This window comes from Amphritea balenae, from assembly GCF_003858655.1.
GTDB lineage: Bacteria > Pseudomonadota > Gammaproteobacteria > Pseudomonadales > Balneatricaceae > Amphritea > Amphritea balenae.
Genome location: NZ_RQXV01000001.1, coordinates 820923 through 836142 on the forward strand (window position 1 = coordinate 820923; position 15220 = coordinate 836142).

Sequence of the window (15220 nt, forward strand, 5' to 3'; positions counted from 1 at the left end):
GGGAGAAAGCTTATAAAAGGCAGAGTTACAACATACATCAACTCAACACTATCGCTATAAGTTAGCGGCAATAGAAGCACCCAGAGTAACTAAACAGGTTCTGAGTTCAAGCACTAAACTCAAACAGGGCCCACACACAAAAATACCAGTTATTGGGGTAATCTGGATTTTTATCTAATTCACGCTGTCGAATCGGTTCGTCGAGTACGACTTGCTTTACTTACTTGCTGGTTTTCTCAGGTCTATATGACGAGGACCTGCGTCGTTATCACGACCAGAAACGCCTTTGGCGATTTGTTGAATTTCACCGCCCGCCTTGAGAAAGGCTGCCGTCTGTTCCTCTATTGAATCGTGAGTTTCACTTGCTGCTGGTTTTTTAGGCTTAGCCGCCATGAAAATAACTCCGTTATTATAATTACCAGCTATAGTAACATTTTTCTGCCTTGCTCACCGAAGTTTAAATCCAAGTAAAATGTACACTCTATACAAGTATATATTTTATAAGCCGATACCTATTACTCTGATTCTTGGAATGTATAGCGTCGAAATCAGTATTAAGGAATAAGCACAAACTTCCCGACATGTTTTTTCTCGAGAAATTCCTTTTGTGCTTCCGCAATATCAGCCAGTGAAAAGGTTTTCGCCAGTACCGGACGGATCTCCCCTTTTTCGATATAACGTATAAGGTTTGGAAACACCGGTTCATCCCAGGCAGTCGTACCTATCAGAGAGATATCCTTCAGATACATATCCCGCATATCCAGGTCGACTACAGGCCCGGCAATTGCCCCTGAGGACACAAATCTGCCGCCTCGTTTCAAAAGCTTTAGCATGGTTGGGAAAGTGCTTCCCGCAACATTATCCACAACCAGGTCTATCGATTGTTCAGCCAGCTCAGCGAGCAGATCAGCAGAGCGGTCTAACAAGACATCGGCTCCCAGCCGGGCAACCTCAGCATGCTTTTCAAGAGCGGCGACAGCGATGACTTTAGCACCCCGACGTTTAGCCAGCTGCACTGTTGCAGAGCCGACGCCACCCGATGCTCCGGTAATCAGGACGATCTCGCCTGCTTTTAAATTAGCTCTGTGAAGCATATTTTCAGAGGTACCATAAGCACAAGGAATAGTACCTAATTCAGCATCACTCCAGTCACAGTCCACAGGAAATACCTCTGAGGCCCGTACTTTCACATACTCGGCAAAAGCACCATCAAAGTCCGACCCCAGCCAGACATTATCCAGCGAGTTGAAATCCTGTTCACGAATACAGGAGCGAATCAATACCCGCTTTCCGACCAGGTCAGCTTTAACATCATCAGCGATGCTTACAACCTGCCCACAGCAATCGGTCCCCTGAATAAAGGGGAAAGGGGTCGCCTTATTCCAGCCACCATCAGGGGTTTCTATATCTAGTGTCTGATCTGAAGTCGCATTGGTCGATTGCTTAATACTGGAGGAATACCAACCAAGTCGGGTGTTAATTTCCGTGTTATTAATGCCGGCGGCTAATACTTTTATCAGTACTTCACCCTCGCTTAACTCAGGCATAGCGACATCTTTATAGACCAGTTTGTCATAGCCACCGTTGCCGGTCGTCACTACCGCTTTCATCAGCTCTGTCATAACGCTCCTTTCCTTAATGCTAAGCCTTAAGCCTTGATACCTGCCCGATAAGATACAAATATCAATCAGCTATAGCTATCCGTCACTGTATGACAGGCATAAAAAAGAGCCTGAGGTATAACCTGAAGCTCTTTCCAACGGTTTAAATTTTCCCGTTCAGTTACTTACCACTGATAAGACCTGAAAATACCGCTTTAAGATCATCCGATGCATTGTCATCATCCAGACTCAGTTTATCTTCGATATGGTCCAGGTGGTGCATCATCAACCTAACCGCTTTATTCTTATCCTTTGAGCTTAATGCTCTTCAGCCAAATAACTGCTCCGCTTTTTTCAGATCTACTGTTGGATTATCAGTTTTAATCGCATTCACACCATGTACATATTTTACTTGCATGGTATCCGAGCCAGGCTTAACCCTTAGATAGCGGCCGACATCATCACAAAACACATTAGATTTCAGGTCATTCACGATTCTGCGCGTATCACCAAACGGCGCTATAAAGTCGATCAACCAGCCCCTATCTCCGGATTTCCAACCTTCTGGAAGCAAACTTCCCGTGTCCAGAATATACTTCTGTTCAACCGCCTCAGACATCCAGGCCCAGGAAACATAACCACAAGGTTTGCCTTTATTCCGATAAATACGGAACTGCTTATTTATAATGGCGGGGTATACCCATTGCTGAATCCCCCCCTATCGGCCAGTCCCGATGTAATTCAGAGTGCCCCATCAACCAGATAATCTCTCCCAATGCCTCTGTTACCGGGCTGCTATTCAATGTCTTCTGCTGTTCCATCATGCAGCCCTCCATGCTGAATCGACAGCCAGCTTAATCGGCTCCGGCAACGCTGTGGATCTTATGCCGTATGCGGTTGTGCCATCATTTGGTGTAAAAGATGCCATTGCTGACACCAGGGTATTTACATCTTTAGCGTAGAGCAGATCTTCACCCGCCTGGAATGCAATAACCGATTTCTCATCACTTTCCTGTGCATACCAATCACTGAATTGAATCTGGTCGTCGCTACCCAGAAGCCGCATCACCAGATCATTATCAACCCGCTCAAACCAAAGCGCACCCTTCGATATATCATCTTCCAGCAGAAGCAGATCAGAGTTCACTACTTCAGACTCATTGGCACCGATATAGGTATCCTGGCCATCACCAAAACCAAATTTATAGATATCGAAACCTTCGCTTGCGGTATAGGTATCGGAACCTTTATCACCGATAATATAGTCATCGCCGAAACCGCCATTAACCTGATCATCACCGGCACCGCCTAACAGGATATCATTGCCCTGATTGCCGAATAGTGCATCATTTCCTGCATCGCCAGCCAAAAGGTCATCTCCCATGCCACCCATGAGCTGATCATCACCACTACCTCCACTCAGAATATCTTTACCCTGATTACCTGCCAGAAAATCATCTCCTGCACGACCAAACAGGTAATCATTACCCTCCGCAGCTTTAAGACTATCATTACCGCCGAAACCATCCAGCCAGTTTGCATCGTCAGAGCCTGTTAGCTGATCATTTACTGGGCCTGTATTGTCGCCGAGGTCTGAGCCAATAAAGGTTTGGGTTACCTGAGAAATATCAAAATCCTTACCATCAAAGAACTGCAATACCTCTATTCGATTACCAGCCTGAGCCCAGTCAGTTATCAGTATTGAGTCGTTTAATTCTGATAAAGATACCCTGGACTCACTCGATTCCCGTACGTAGATACGCAGATCATCGCCGGATCGCTGTAGTACCAAATGCTCAATGGTAATACCGGCGCCGAAGAGTAGTTTATCGCCACCCGGAGCATAGGCATTTTCACCAACAGCACTACTACCAGTATCACTCAGAGTATCGTGACCATCGCCAAGATTATAGATATAGATATCATCGCCCTGGCCGCCAGATATGCTGTCATCTCCCTCACCGCCGAACAGAATATCAGCACTATCGGATGCGCTGATCTGATCATTACCGTCTGCCCCCGCAAGCCAGCTAGAGGTATTACTTTCAGTGGCAATAACATCATCTGCAGAAGCACCGGTCCGGGCAAACTCTATATCGGCAATATCGACTGCAAAATCATTAATAAAGCGAAGATGCTCAACACGGAATTCTGGTGTCAGCCACTCTTTAACGGTAATCTGATCACTAACCTCTGCATCAATATCCAGTGGTTTCAGTTGAATCAACAGATCATTGCCATCCATTGAGATTATCAGATCCGAGATATCTATATAGGCACCGAACTGAAGGGTATCATCACCACCCTCGACAGCACGGCTTACGGTTTTATAGCCGGTCCGGGTTTCATTCACTGTCACCACTCCACCCCAGCTACTACCTTTCCAGGTATATTTAGGACGGGTTACCCGTTCGGTATAGGTGTAAGTCTCTTCCACCTCTGTGTAGGCCGATTCATCGATAGCATCTTTACCGTCACCGCGGTTGAAGATGTAGATATCATTACCTAAACCGCCTTTCAGGAGATCATCACCCAGACCACCGGTAATCACATCGTTACCTACACCAGCATCCAGAGTGTCATCACCCTCACCGCCAAGCAGGTAGTCAGTCCCTTCTCCACCGCTAAGTGTATCGTTGCCCTGACCACCGAACTGGTCATCATCACCTGCACCACCTGAGAGCAGGTCATCTCCTGAACCACCGATCAGATAATCATCGCCAGCAAAACCATTCAGTGAATCATTGCCGCCCCCACCAGAAAGAATATCCCCGGCGTCAGTACCTTCTAGTTGATCGTTTGATTCATAGCCCGATCGGGCAAAAGTTATAGCAGACATATCCAGTTCAAGACCATTGGCAAACTCAAAGGTTTCGATCCGGTTCTCTTCATGGGCCCAGCGCTTGATGGTTAACTGATCATTCAGCTCAGACAAAGCAGTATCAGCATCAGTCAGATCCCGGATACCGATAAGCAGATCATCGCCCTGGGTTTCAAAAAAAAGATCTGCCAGAGCGATACTATAGCCAAACTGCAAACTATCATTACCTGCATCCTGATGAACAGTACGGGTTTTAGTTCGGGTGCGATATTCATTCACCCAACGGCCCGATTTTCCTGAACGCCGATAGCGTTGCCCGGAAACATAGCGTTCCTGGTAAGTCTCTTCTACGGTTTTATAGTCGTAGATCTCATCCTTTCCATCACCACGGAAGTATATATAGGTGTCATCACCAGCCCCCCCCTGTAGCAGATCATTTCCGGCACCGCCGAGTAGCAGGTCATCACCCTCACCAGCAGACAAGGTATCATCACCATTCATACCGGCAATTACATCATCACCATCTCCTCCGTCCAGGTTATCACTGCCATCAGCACCAATCAGATAATCATCCCCGGATTCACCCTGAATATGATCATCGCCGGAATCACCAAACAACAGGTCTTTACCCTCACCACCCAGCAGTTGGTCAGCGCCATCGCCGCCGGTAAGGATATCGTTACCCCCATTACCCTTCAGGTTATCAGCACCGGCACCACCGGACAGAAAATCCCCCTCATCACTACCTTCCAGCTGATCATCCGCAGCAAAACCATGCTTTCCCTGCATAATCTGGCTGAAATCAAGGCGATTACCATCGCTAAAAGCAAAGGTTTCGATACGGTTTTTCTGATCAGCCCAATCAACAATGGTTACCTGGTCATCGGATAACTGATCCGGACTCTCCTGATCTCTTAACTGAACAACCATATCCTCACCGGATCGGCTCAGAACCAAATCTGACAGTGCTATTCCAATACCAAACTGTAGGGTATCTATACCGCCATCAATCTCGCCGTAAACTTCTCGGTAACCGGTTCTATCTTCCTCTCTTGTGGCAGTTCGATAACCGGTACGCAGTTCATTCACCCATTTGGTACGTTTTCCTGACTTTCGTTTAACCCGTTCGTAATAACTATATTGTTCCTGATAATCGACCGACTCTTTATAATCATATTTTTCCTGGTAGATACCTTCGGCATAATCATGGATACGATCCTGACCATCACCCCGGTTATAGAGGTAGGTATCATTCCCTGCACCGCCATTCAGGGTATCCTGACCTGCACCTCCGGCAAGGAAGTCATCATCATCCCCTGCGTTTAACAGATCATCACCCTGTCCGGCGATCAGGGTATCCTGCCCGGCACCAGACGATAGTGTGTCATCTCCTTCTCCAGCGATCAGAACATCATGGCCCCCAGCGGTTTGTAGTTGATCATCTCCACCGCCACTGTTAAAGATATAGCTAACATCACCGATACTTCCACTAAGCTGATCAGCTCCATCGCCGGAAACAACAGCCTCCACGCCCAGTGACTCGACATCAACTATTACAGCTGCATTATCAGTTAGAATCAGTTGGTCATATCCCTCACCGCCATCAACCTGACCGGCTACCGACAAATCATCAGCATCCACAAACAGCATATCGTGGCCCGCGCCACCGGTTAGGGTATCGGCACCCGCGCCACCGATAATAAAATCATTCCCAGCACCACCTAACAGTTGGTCATCGCCATCGCCACCGGAAAGCAGAATACTCTCTGTTTTAGCACTACCATTCAGAAGGTTTGCAAGCTGGTTCCCCTCAGCGGAGATCCAGTCAGTTTCGGAAGTACCCAGATCAAAGTCCTGCTCGCTTTCAGCCAGCACCCTGCTTTTAAGGACACTACCGTCCTCAAACTCATAAACCCTGTTACCACTATCATCGATAACAGTACGAAAGCCCTTGGAGTTATAGCGGAATGCCACATCGGCACCATTGAGCAGTTCACCGTTGTCCCGTTCAACATCAACCAGACCGTGGATTTCTGTACCATCCGAAAGCACTGAACCGGTATTTTCACGAGGAGTCATACTGATAGAACGGATACCCGCCTCATCCAGGCTCTGCATCTCGCCCTCATCCACCTGACCGTTCAGGTCCCGATCCTGCCAGAGTTTAAACGAGCTCCAGCCAGCATCATTCTGATCCAGTACACCATCTTGATTGGTATCAAATTCACTGGCCAGCGCCTGAAGGTCGGTATCCTCAGCTTCGGTCCATTGCGCAAAGGCGATCTCTTTGGCCTGGGTAACCTGATTATCGTTATCAAGATCAAATACCAGCAGGGCATCGTCAGAGGAGGTCCAGGCGGTTAGTTCGTTATAACCGTCGTTATCAAAATCAAAGGTGGTAACTGATTCATCAACGGGGGTCAGCTCTATGCCATCGCCATCCATATCAATGACTAAAGGAAAGCCATAGGCTCCGGCATAACCGCCCCCTGATGATCCGCTACTGGAGCCAGCAGAATCAGCTACTCCATCCGCGTTAGTATCGGCAGAACCTGAAACCTCTGAGCCAAAACCTGCATAACCTATTCCTAAAGAATTTCCAAAACCGTTGGTATTTTCTCCAGATGTTCTACCATTTTCAGAAGCACCAGCAACCCCATCGCCGTCTGGATCAGCTAATGCAGAAATAACAGAACCAAGTCCAGCATTACCCACACCAAGTGTATTACCGGCATAGTTTCCAAACGATGTTTCATTTCCAGCAATACCATCACCGTTGCTATCAGCTGAAGCAGAAATTCGGCCACCGTATCCTTCATATCCAACGCCTAGAGTATTGGGATGGCCTTGCCGTGAGATACCATTATATTCAGCTAATCTTGCTTCTTCGACTTCGTTGAAGTTCATATTAGGGTTTTTCTCAATCATATATGCCACTCTTTCCGCATATATTTGTCTTTCTATATCCCCGCTATGGACTTGACCATCACTAGATGGAACACCTGAAAAAACCAATTCTGCTATAGCTAAATGCTCCACTGCAAGCTTATTGGGCTCCAGGCTTGGCGTAAAAGTCATCTTATTAGGATCAACGTTATACTTTTCCGCAGCAACTATACCGCGTATCTTCAAACCATCCTCAACAATAGAAAATGCATTATCTACAACGAGCCCTTGCTCTTTTGCCTTATCTTGCCCAGGGGTTGAGCTTTGATTTGCAGTATTATATGCAGCCTAAATTTCTTTAAGAGCATCAAGAACTGCTTTTGGTGTTCCTCTTCCCTTCATATTCCATTCTCCAAAATATCCCTAATATTCTTTTTCTTGCAGGCTATGTACTGGTCAGAATCACGCCACCCTTTAATTGAATATACTTCCTTGCCATCATATTGTTTAGTATCTAACTCACTCCAAAATGGCAATGAGCAGTACTCTGCAACCGCTTGCGATAGTAAAAAACATTTCTTAAAGCTTTCATTATCAGAATACTCTTTAAGGCACAGAGGTTTATCAAAATCTTTATATGGAGAATATTTGCTATTCTCTTCCCAAAATGAAAAAGCATCACCAATATGATGTTCATCCAACGAAAGTAATCTCTCGACTCCATCCGAAGATGGGAAAACAAGAAAATAATGTTCTAGTTCCTCAGGACTTATATCGCAACCACTAAAAGCCTGAACCCCATATAGTCTATATAAATTATATGCTATCGGGCTCCCTCTCTTTAAACTTTCACAGTCTCCCCTCCCGTATACTTTGTAAAAATAAGCTCCGGTAAGCATACTACTTAAGGTCACAGATAAAGCTTCTTCTTTATATGTTGGCAAGATTATTGGTTGAAGCTCTTTGATATCCCAGTCAGAGTCAGAAACCCTGCTATTAAAATAAGAATTCACTCCATATACTATTTTTGCCAAATGATTACTTTCAGAGATCGACTTTAAATCATATATCTGACTCTCATCTAAACTTAAAAAATTTCCTATATAATATCCAATCCGATATGATTCTGACTGCTTATAATCACTTTTAATGTAATAATCTAATCGACTTGTCTTAGCATCAAATCCATCAACTAAGTATAGTGATAGATAAATCTCATCCAAAGACGGGTTTTCAGCACTATCTACCATATTAACTGCAGCCTGAAATCCATTTTCATACAGTGCTTCTCTCACTGACTCTGATATACCACCAGCATGCAAAGAGCCCGACAAAAAAAACAGTTTTATAAGAATGATAAAATATCTCATACCTCCTCCTTAAAGAGAACAATCAACTTAACGATTACTTACTCATTTTATTACCAAGCAACTAAGATTTAGTTTAATTTGTTATTTACGGAATCTAAAAAAACTTCGAGTTAAAATTTTTTTAAAAATCGTTATTAACCAAGTTCTAACCTATCCCTGCCATTCAGGCCTGCATAAACACCATTTAATTCCACAAGGTCCATGTGAGAACCCTGTTCAACCACCTGCCCCTGATCCATAACCATAATCTGATCCGCATCCCTTACTGTTGATAATCTATGGGCAACAATAATTACGGTTCTGCCCTTGGCGATTTTCTTCAGGTTCTCCTGAAATTCTGCTTCGCTCTCATAATCCAGTGCGGCGGTGGCTTCATCCAGAATCAGAATACGAGGGGCGATCGCTAATGCCCGGGCAATGGCAATGCGCTGACGCTGGCCTCCGGAAAGGTTAGCCCCCCGCTCCTCTAAAAGAGTTTCATAACCTTTGGGCAGCTGCATTATAAAATCATGGGCGCCGGCCAGTTGCGCCACCCGCATCACCCTATCCATACCCAGGGTTGGGTTAGCCAGGGCGATATTTTCCCGTACGGTTTTGTTAAACAGTATATTATCCTGTAGTACTACTCCGATCTGGCGGCGGAGCCAGGCGGGGTCCATCAGATTGATATCGATACCATCGATCAATATCTGACCCTTTTCAGCGCTATACAGCCGTTGAATCAGTTTAGTGACGGTGGATTTTCCGGAACCTGAGCGCCCTACGATACAGATCATCTGGCCGGCTTCAATGTTGAGTGAGGTATTGTTAAGCACCTCCCGCTCCTCTGGGCGGTATCTGAAGGTTACATCCTTTAACTCTATTCTGCCCTTGATAGCCGGCATATGATCGGGCATAGAACTGGTATCATGCTCGGTTTTGGTATTAAGTATATCGCCCAGGCGCTGAATAGAGATTCTGAACTGCTGAAAATCCTGCCATAACTGGGCGATACGGATTATTGGCTGGCCTACTTGACCTGCCAGCATATTAAACGCCACCAACTGACCTACAGTCAGATCCCCGGCCATTACCAGTTTGGCGCCAAACCAGAGTATTAGCGCCATAGTGACTTTACTAATAACCTGCACTGCCTGGGAACCCGCCGCCGAAAGCACCGTGGTTTTAAAGGATGTTTTAACATAAGCAGCCAGACTTTCATCCCAGCGATCATGCATCTGCGGCTCAACCGCCATCGCTTTTAATGTTTCAGCGCCGGTCACGCTTTCTACCAGAAAAGCCTGATTTGCAGCCCCCCGATAGAAACGTTCTTCAACGCGTTTTCGTAGTGAGGGGGTTATAAGCAATGAAATCAGTACATAAGCGGGGATTGAGCCTAAAACAATCAGAGTTAGCAAAGGTGAGAACAGCCACATCACAGCAAAAAATATCACTGTGAAAACCAGATCTATCAGCACAGTAAGGGAGGAGCTGGTAATAAACTCTCTGACGGTATCCAGCTCCCTGACCCGGGCAACGGTCTGCCCTGCTGGCCGGCTCTCAAAGTATGATATTGGCAGGGCGAGAAGGTGCTTAAACAACCGGCTACCTAACTGAACATCCACCCGCGAAGTGGTATGGGAGAATATAAAGGTACGCAGGAAACCCAACACCGCTTCGAACAGAATAATACCTATCAGCCCAGTCATCAGCACATCAAGAGTTGTTACCCCCCGGTGCACCAACACCTTATCTATGATGACCTGGAAGAAAAGCGGTGTAATCAGGGCAAAACTCTGCAGAAAAAACGAAGCAAACAATACCTCTGTAAGTAGCAGTTTGTATTTTGCCAATACCGGGATAAACCATTTCATGCCGAACTTCAGGCTGGTCGCAGTCTCCTCTGCCCTGCGGGTGACCAGCAGGAGTTCTCCGCTCCAGAACTGTTCCAGTTGTTCAAATGATTTTTCACTGAGACTATTAAATGGTCGCTGAATCAACACCTGATCATCGACAACTTTGGCAATTATAAAATAGCCGCCGTTATTATCTTTTGCCATTGCAGGCAGTGGATGTTTTGCTAACCGTTTTACACTGGTGGTGACTGAGCGGGATTTGAGCTTGTACTTTTTGGCGGAACGGATCAACGCGATGTTATCCAGCTGTGGCCTGTTGCCACCAAACTCATGGATGATCTGCTGATAATCACCTCTGAGACCATGATAGGTCAGTAACAGGCACAGACAGGCAACGCCTGAATCCTGAGCCGTTTCAGATACTTGTGGTTGTGGTGTGATATAGGCTAAGTTAGCCTTCACATTTGCCCCAATTACAGTAAAAATCCTTTTTACTCAGTTATCTATGGATCAGATAACTTAACTTGATAAGGGAATATATGATTATTAGCCAACAAAGTAAACGTGCGTTTGAACTTGAATTTCTACCGGCAGCGTTAGAGGTTGTCGAAAGTCCGCCAGCCCCGTTTGGCAGAATACTAGCAGTCATCATCTCTCTGTTCTTTGTGCTTACTGTAATCTGGGCCTGGTATGGCTCAATCGATGTTATCAGTACCGCTCAGGGTACAACCATTCCGGCGGGTAAGATCAAAATAGTACAGCCTCTTGAAACAGCAGTCGTTAGAGCGATCAACGTTGAAGATGGCCAGCAGGTGAGGAAGGGCGAGTTACTAATACAATTGGACCCTTCCGGTAGCGACATCAAGCTTGCAACAGCAACTGCAACAGTCTGAGCTGGATATGCTAATGGCAGAAGCGCTACTGAGCGATACCCCGGAAACAGCCTTTAAACTATCCCCTTCCCATAACTCTGATGATTTCAGGGCTACCCTACTGGTCCTACAGGATACACTGAATAAACACCGGGCTACTCTGGCAGCAATCAAATCAGAAATATCACAAAATCAGGCTACTCTGAATTCCTCGAAAATATCAGAAACCCGGTTTCGCAATGCGATCCCGATTATACGGGAGCAACTATTAGCAAATCAGTCTTTGCTCAAAAAGAGTGTTGTTTCACGAAATGATGTAAACAATCTGCGGTTACAGATGTTCGATTATGAAGCTGCTCTGGATAGTGCTATAGAAGCCAGAAAACAGGCATCCGCTTCGATCAGAATGCTTGAAGCAAAGCAGACTGAAACTCAAGCATCCTACCACCAATCAGCTTCATCCTTATTGCAACAGTCTCTGCGTTCTATCGCAGCTTTAAAGCAAGATATTAAGAAGGAGCAGCAGATTTATAATCACTCAAAGCTGTACGCCCCGGTCACCGGCAAAGTCCATCAGCTTCAGGTTCATACTGTTGGCGCTGTTGTTAATAGCGCACAAAAGTTACTCACTATTATTCCCGATAATATGCCTCTGGAGATTGAAGCATTTATCCAGAATAAAGATATTGGTTTTGTAAAAACAGGTCAGGAGGCTGAGGTTAAATTTGAAGCCTTCCCATTTACGCGTTATGGCATAACCCACGGCAAGCTTAAAACCCTGAGTCACGATGCCATTATTCATGAAAGTTATGGCCCAGTGTACAAGGCCACATTTGAGCTAAATAAACAAACACTGGAGATTGAGGGGAAAGAGATACAGTTGTCACCAGGGTTGGTTGCGTCTGTAGAGATCAAGACCGGTCGACGACAACTCCTCGACTTCTTTATTTCACCATTGTTACGCTATAAAGATGAAGCTATAAGGGAAAGATAGCCAGAAATTACTCTCCCTAAGCGTGCGAGTCGGATAAAACCGATCTCAGAAAGCCGCGTTTATTGATCATTCAACTATTTGCCACTTAAGAGACCCGAAAACACCGCTTTGAGATCATCCGATGCATTTTCATCATCCAGACTCAGTTTATCTTCGATATGGTCCAGGTGGTGCATCATCAACCTAACCGCTTTATTCTTATCCCGCTTACGGATCGCCTCAATCAGTTCATAGTGTTCATCATAAGAACAATGAGATTTAGCACCGCTTTCATATTGCGCAATGATCAGTGAGCAAAGCGATACCAGGCTGCGCTGAAAACTAAGTAGCGGTGGATTGTTGGCCATTTCAGCCATCAACAGATGAAACTCACCGGATAAACGTATACCTGCGCCCCTATCACCACGGGAAAAACAGGCCTGCTCTTCTTCGACCAGTTTCTTTAGTTTATCAACCTGGGTGGATTCAGCATTTTCACACACCAGTTCAGTGACTGCTTTTTCAACTACACGACGGGCAAAGACTATCTGCCGGGCTTCTTCTATAGTCGGGCTGGCAACCACCGCCCCCCGGTTAGGGCGTAGCACAACAACCTGCTCATGGCCCAAACGGGAAAGCGCACGTCGAATGATGGTACGGCTAACACCAAAAATCTCACCCAGGGATTCTTCGTTCAGCTTTGTTCCCGGCGCCAGACGCTGCTCCAGAATGGCATCAAAAATATGCGCATAAACAATATCATCCTGGGTTTTTTTACTGCCGCGCTTCTTGTCAGTTTTGATGGAGTCGAGTGTCTGGTTCATTAAAGCCTCAGCTGCAGCTAGTGAGCACATATATCCGGTCATGGATAAACAATACCAGTTACAAAAACCACTGGTAGATCTTCATAAATGGTACATAAAAGGTTTTATTTTGTACACAGCCTGAGCCGCACAAAGCCATGACTCACAACAGTTTTATACCCGTAAATTCGCCGTAACTACTCGCTTACCCACATTCTTTCTCCGACGATTATTCCCTAGTTAAACAACCATCTTGATCATTTTTCAATTTCACACAACGAAAAAACCTGACCCGCGGGTTGATTTTTTTGTATACAATTCTATTATGGTTCTAAGCACAATCTTATTGGACAGTGCCTGTTTCCATGGAGTGAAACACAACGATACCTATCCCTTCCCTAAAGGGGCCATACATAAAAATAAGACGGGGCCATACAACCCCACCAGGAGTAACAGTTGTGGAAAGCATACAACAAGAACCACTAGCGGCAGATAACTCTCCGCAGTCAAGTACCACCGGATTTCTGGACCGTTTTTTCAAACTCAGTGCACATAAAACCAGCATAAAAACTGAGATGATTGCCGGCCTGACAACATTCGTCACCATGTCTTACATCATGTTCCTTAACCCGATCATCATGTCTAAAACAGGTATGCCATTTGATGGCCTGTTCCTGGCCACCTGTATCGGTGCCGCGATTGCTTGTATCTTCATGGGCCTGTATGCCAACTGGCCAATCGGACTTGCTCCGGGCATGGGCCTGAACGCGTTCTTCACATTCACCGTAGTACTAGAGATGAACTACAGCTGGGAGATCGCACTGGGGGCGGTATTCTGGTCAGGCTGTCTGTTTGTCCTGATGAGTGTCACCCGACTGCGTGAGTGGATGCTGGATAGCATTCCATTAAGCCTGCGTCTGGCAATGACTGCCGGTGTGGGTTTGTTTCTGGGTTTTATCGGTCTGCGTTTCACCGGCCTGATCGTACCTAACCCGGACAATGTGGTTGCTCTGGCCGATCTGACTCACTTCGGCTTCGGTAAGTTTGGTCCTGAAGCGCCTGCACTAGGCCTGTTAAGCTTCCTGCTGATTGCGATCCTGAGCTACCGCCGGGTGTTTGGTTCCGTGATCATCGGCATCGGCCTGACCACTGCTATCGCATTTCTGATGTCTGCAGTACTGCCATATGAATTTTTCGCCGTCAGCGTCGATTGGGCGCCGGCTTCAGGTTTCGTATCCTGGCCTGAAGGCGGTCTGGTAGCGGTGCCTGATTTTGCAGCGATCGAACCTATTTACATGAAACTGGACCTTATGGGCGCCCTTGATGTAGCTCTGATCCCGGTCATCATTACCTTCTTGTTTGTAAATATCTTTGATACGGCCGGCACCCTGATGGGCGTTGCTCAACGGGCCAACTTGCAGGATGAAAACGGTAAGATCGAGGGCCTGAGCAAATCTCTGAAAGCTGACTCCATCTCTTCTGTTCTGGGTACTGCTTTCGGTTGCCCACCGGTAACCTCTTATGTAGAGTCTGCTGCCGGTGTATCTGTTGGTGGCCGTACGGGTCTGACGGCGGTTGTTATCGGTCTGATGTTCCTGCTGGGTCTGTTCTTGCTGCCACTGGCGCAGATGCTGCCTGGCTTTGCTGTGGATGGCGCACTGATCTATGTCGCCATGCTGATGATGGGTTCACTGGCTGCAATTGACTGGGAAGACATGACCGAGTTTGCTCCGGCGATCATGACGACCATCATGATGCCCCTGACCTTCTCTATTGCAAATGGTATTGCGGTAGGTTTCATTACTTACACTGCATTGAAGCTATTTACGGGTAAATCATCTCAGATCTCTAACGGTGTCTGGGTGCTGACCGCACTCTTTGTTGCGAAGTTTATCTTCCTGCCGTAAGGCTTTCACCTTAAAATCCACACCTTACAATCTGCCCTTAGAACCTAAACTTTAAGGGCTTCTTTATTAAGCTGAAATAGAAAAACCTCAAAAGCCTTCCTGCGGGAAGGCTTTTTGTATTTGATAACAACACTAGCGCTCGCTAAATAGCC

11 protein-coding genes are annotated in these 15220 nt (G+C 46.2%); 3 read left to right on the plus strand and 8 right to left on the minus strand.

Features of this window, described 5'->3' with window-relative positions:
* Positions 1-216: 216 nt before the first annotated feature.
* The 7 genes from EHS89_RS21010 to EHS89_RS03695 form a co-directional block, all read right to left on the minus strand.
* Positions 217-393, minus strand: coding sequence for a hypothetical protein (locus EHS89_RS21010; protein WP_170167397.1), 177 nt, complete (start codon positions 391-393; stop codon positions 217-219).
* Between the two features lie 161 nt (positions 394-554).
* A complete protein-coding gene (locus tag EHS89_RS03675) occupies positions 555-1622 on the minus strand; it encodes an alcohol dehydrogenase family protein (protein ID WP_124924738.1) in 1068 nt (355 codons plus the stop codon).
* Positions 1623-1929: 307 nt separating this feature from the next.
* Entirely contained in the window at positions 1930-2313 is a 384-nt protein-coding gene (locus EHS89_RS03680; RefSeq protein ID WP_124924739.1) for a toxin-activating lysine-acyltransferase, read from the minus strand.
* Entirely contained in the window at positions 2279-2425 is a 147-nt protein-coding gene (locus tag EHS89_RS21015) for a hypothetical protein (RefSeq protein WP_170167398.1), read from the minus strand. The genes EHS89_RS03680 and EHS89_RS21015 overlap by 35 nt, the downstream gene beginning before the upstream one ends.
* Positions 2422-7350, minus strand: coding sequence for a calcium-binding protein (locus EHS89_RS21320; protein ID WP_170167399.1), 4929 nt, complete (start codon positions 7348-7350; stop codon positions 2422-2424). Before EHS89_RS21320 ends, EHS89_RS21015 begins: the two co-directional genes overlap by 4 nt.
* 356 nt (positions 7351-7706) lie before the next feature.
* A complete protein-coding gene (locus EHS89_RS03690) occupies positions 7707-8678 on the minus strand; it encodes a hypothetical protein (RefSeq protein ID WP_124924741.1) in 972 nt (323 codons plus the stop codon).
* Positions 8679-8812: 134 nt separating this feature from the next.
* The gene (locus tag EHS89_RS03695) at positions 8813-10975 is read right to left on the minus strand and encodes a type I secretion system permease/ATPase (protein WP_276330359.1); all 2163 of its coding nucleotides are present in this window, start codon (positions 10973-10975) and stop codon (positions 8813-8815) included.
* 77 nt (positions 10976-11052) lie between these two features.
* Between EHS89_RS03695 and EHS89_RS03700 the strand changes: the two genes are divergently transcribed.
* Together EHS89_RS03700 and EHS89_RS03705 are read left to right on the plus strand one after the other, a co-directional pair.
* Positions 11053-11406 carry a biotin/lipoyl-binding protein gene (locus EHS89_RS03700; RefSeq protein WP_124924742.1) on the plus strand — a complete coding sequence of 118 codons (354 nt, stop codon included), beginning with the start codon at positions 11053-11055 and terminating at the stop codon, positions 11404-11406.
* Positions 11381-12379, plus strand: coding sequence for an HlyD family type I secretion periplasmic adaptor subunit (locus tag EHS89_RS03705; protein WP_124924743.1), 999 nt, complete (start codon positions 11381-11383; stop codon positions 12377-12379). Before EHS89_RS03700 ends, EHS89_RS03705 begins: the two co-directional genes overlap by 26 nt.
* A 74-nt stretch (positions 12380-12453) precedes the next feature.
* Here the strand turns inward: EHS89_RS03705 and EHS89_RS03710 are convergent, their stop codons facing one another.
* Entirely contained in the window at positions 12454-13182 is a 729-nt protein-coding gene (locus EHS89_RS03710; protein ID WP_124924744.1) for a GntR family transcriptional regulator, read from the minus strand.
* A 437-nt stretch (positions 13183-13619) separates the two neighbouring features.
* Here EHS89_RS03710 and EHS89_RS03715 point away from each other — a divergent pair, with 437 nt between their 5' ends.
* The gene (locus EHS89_RS03715) at positions 13620-15068 is read left to right on the plus strand and encodes an NCS2 family permease (protein WP_124924745.1); all 1449 of its coding nucleotides are present in this window, start codon (positions 13620-13622) and stop codon (positions 15066-15068) included.
* The last annotated feature ends 152 nt before the right edge of the window (positions 15069-15220 follow it).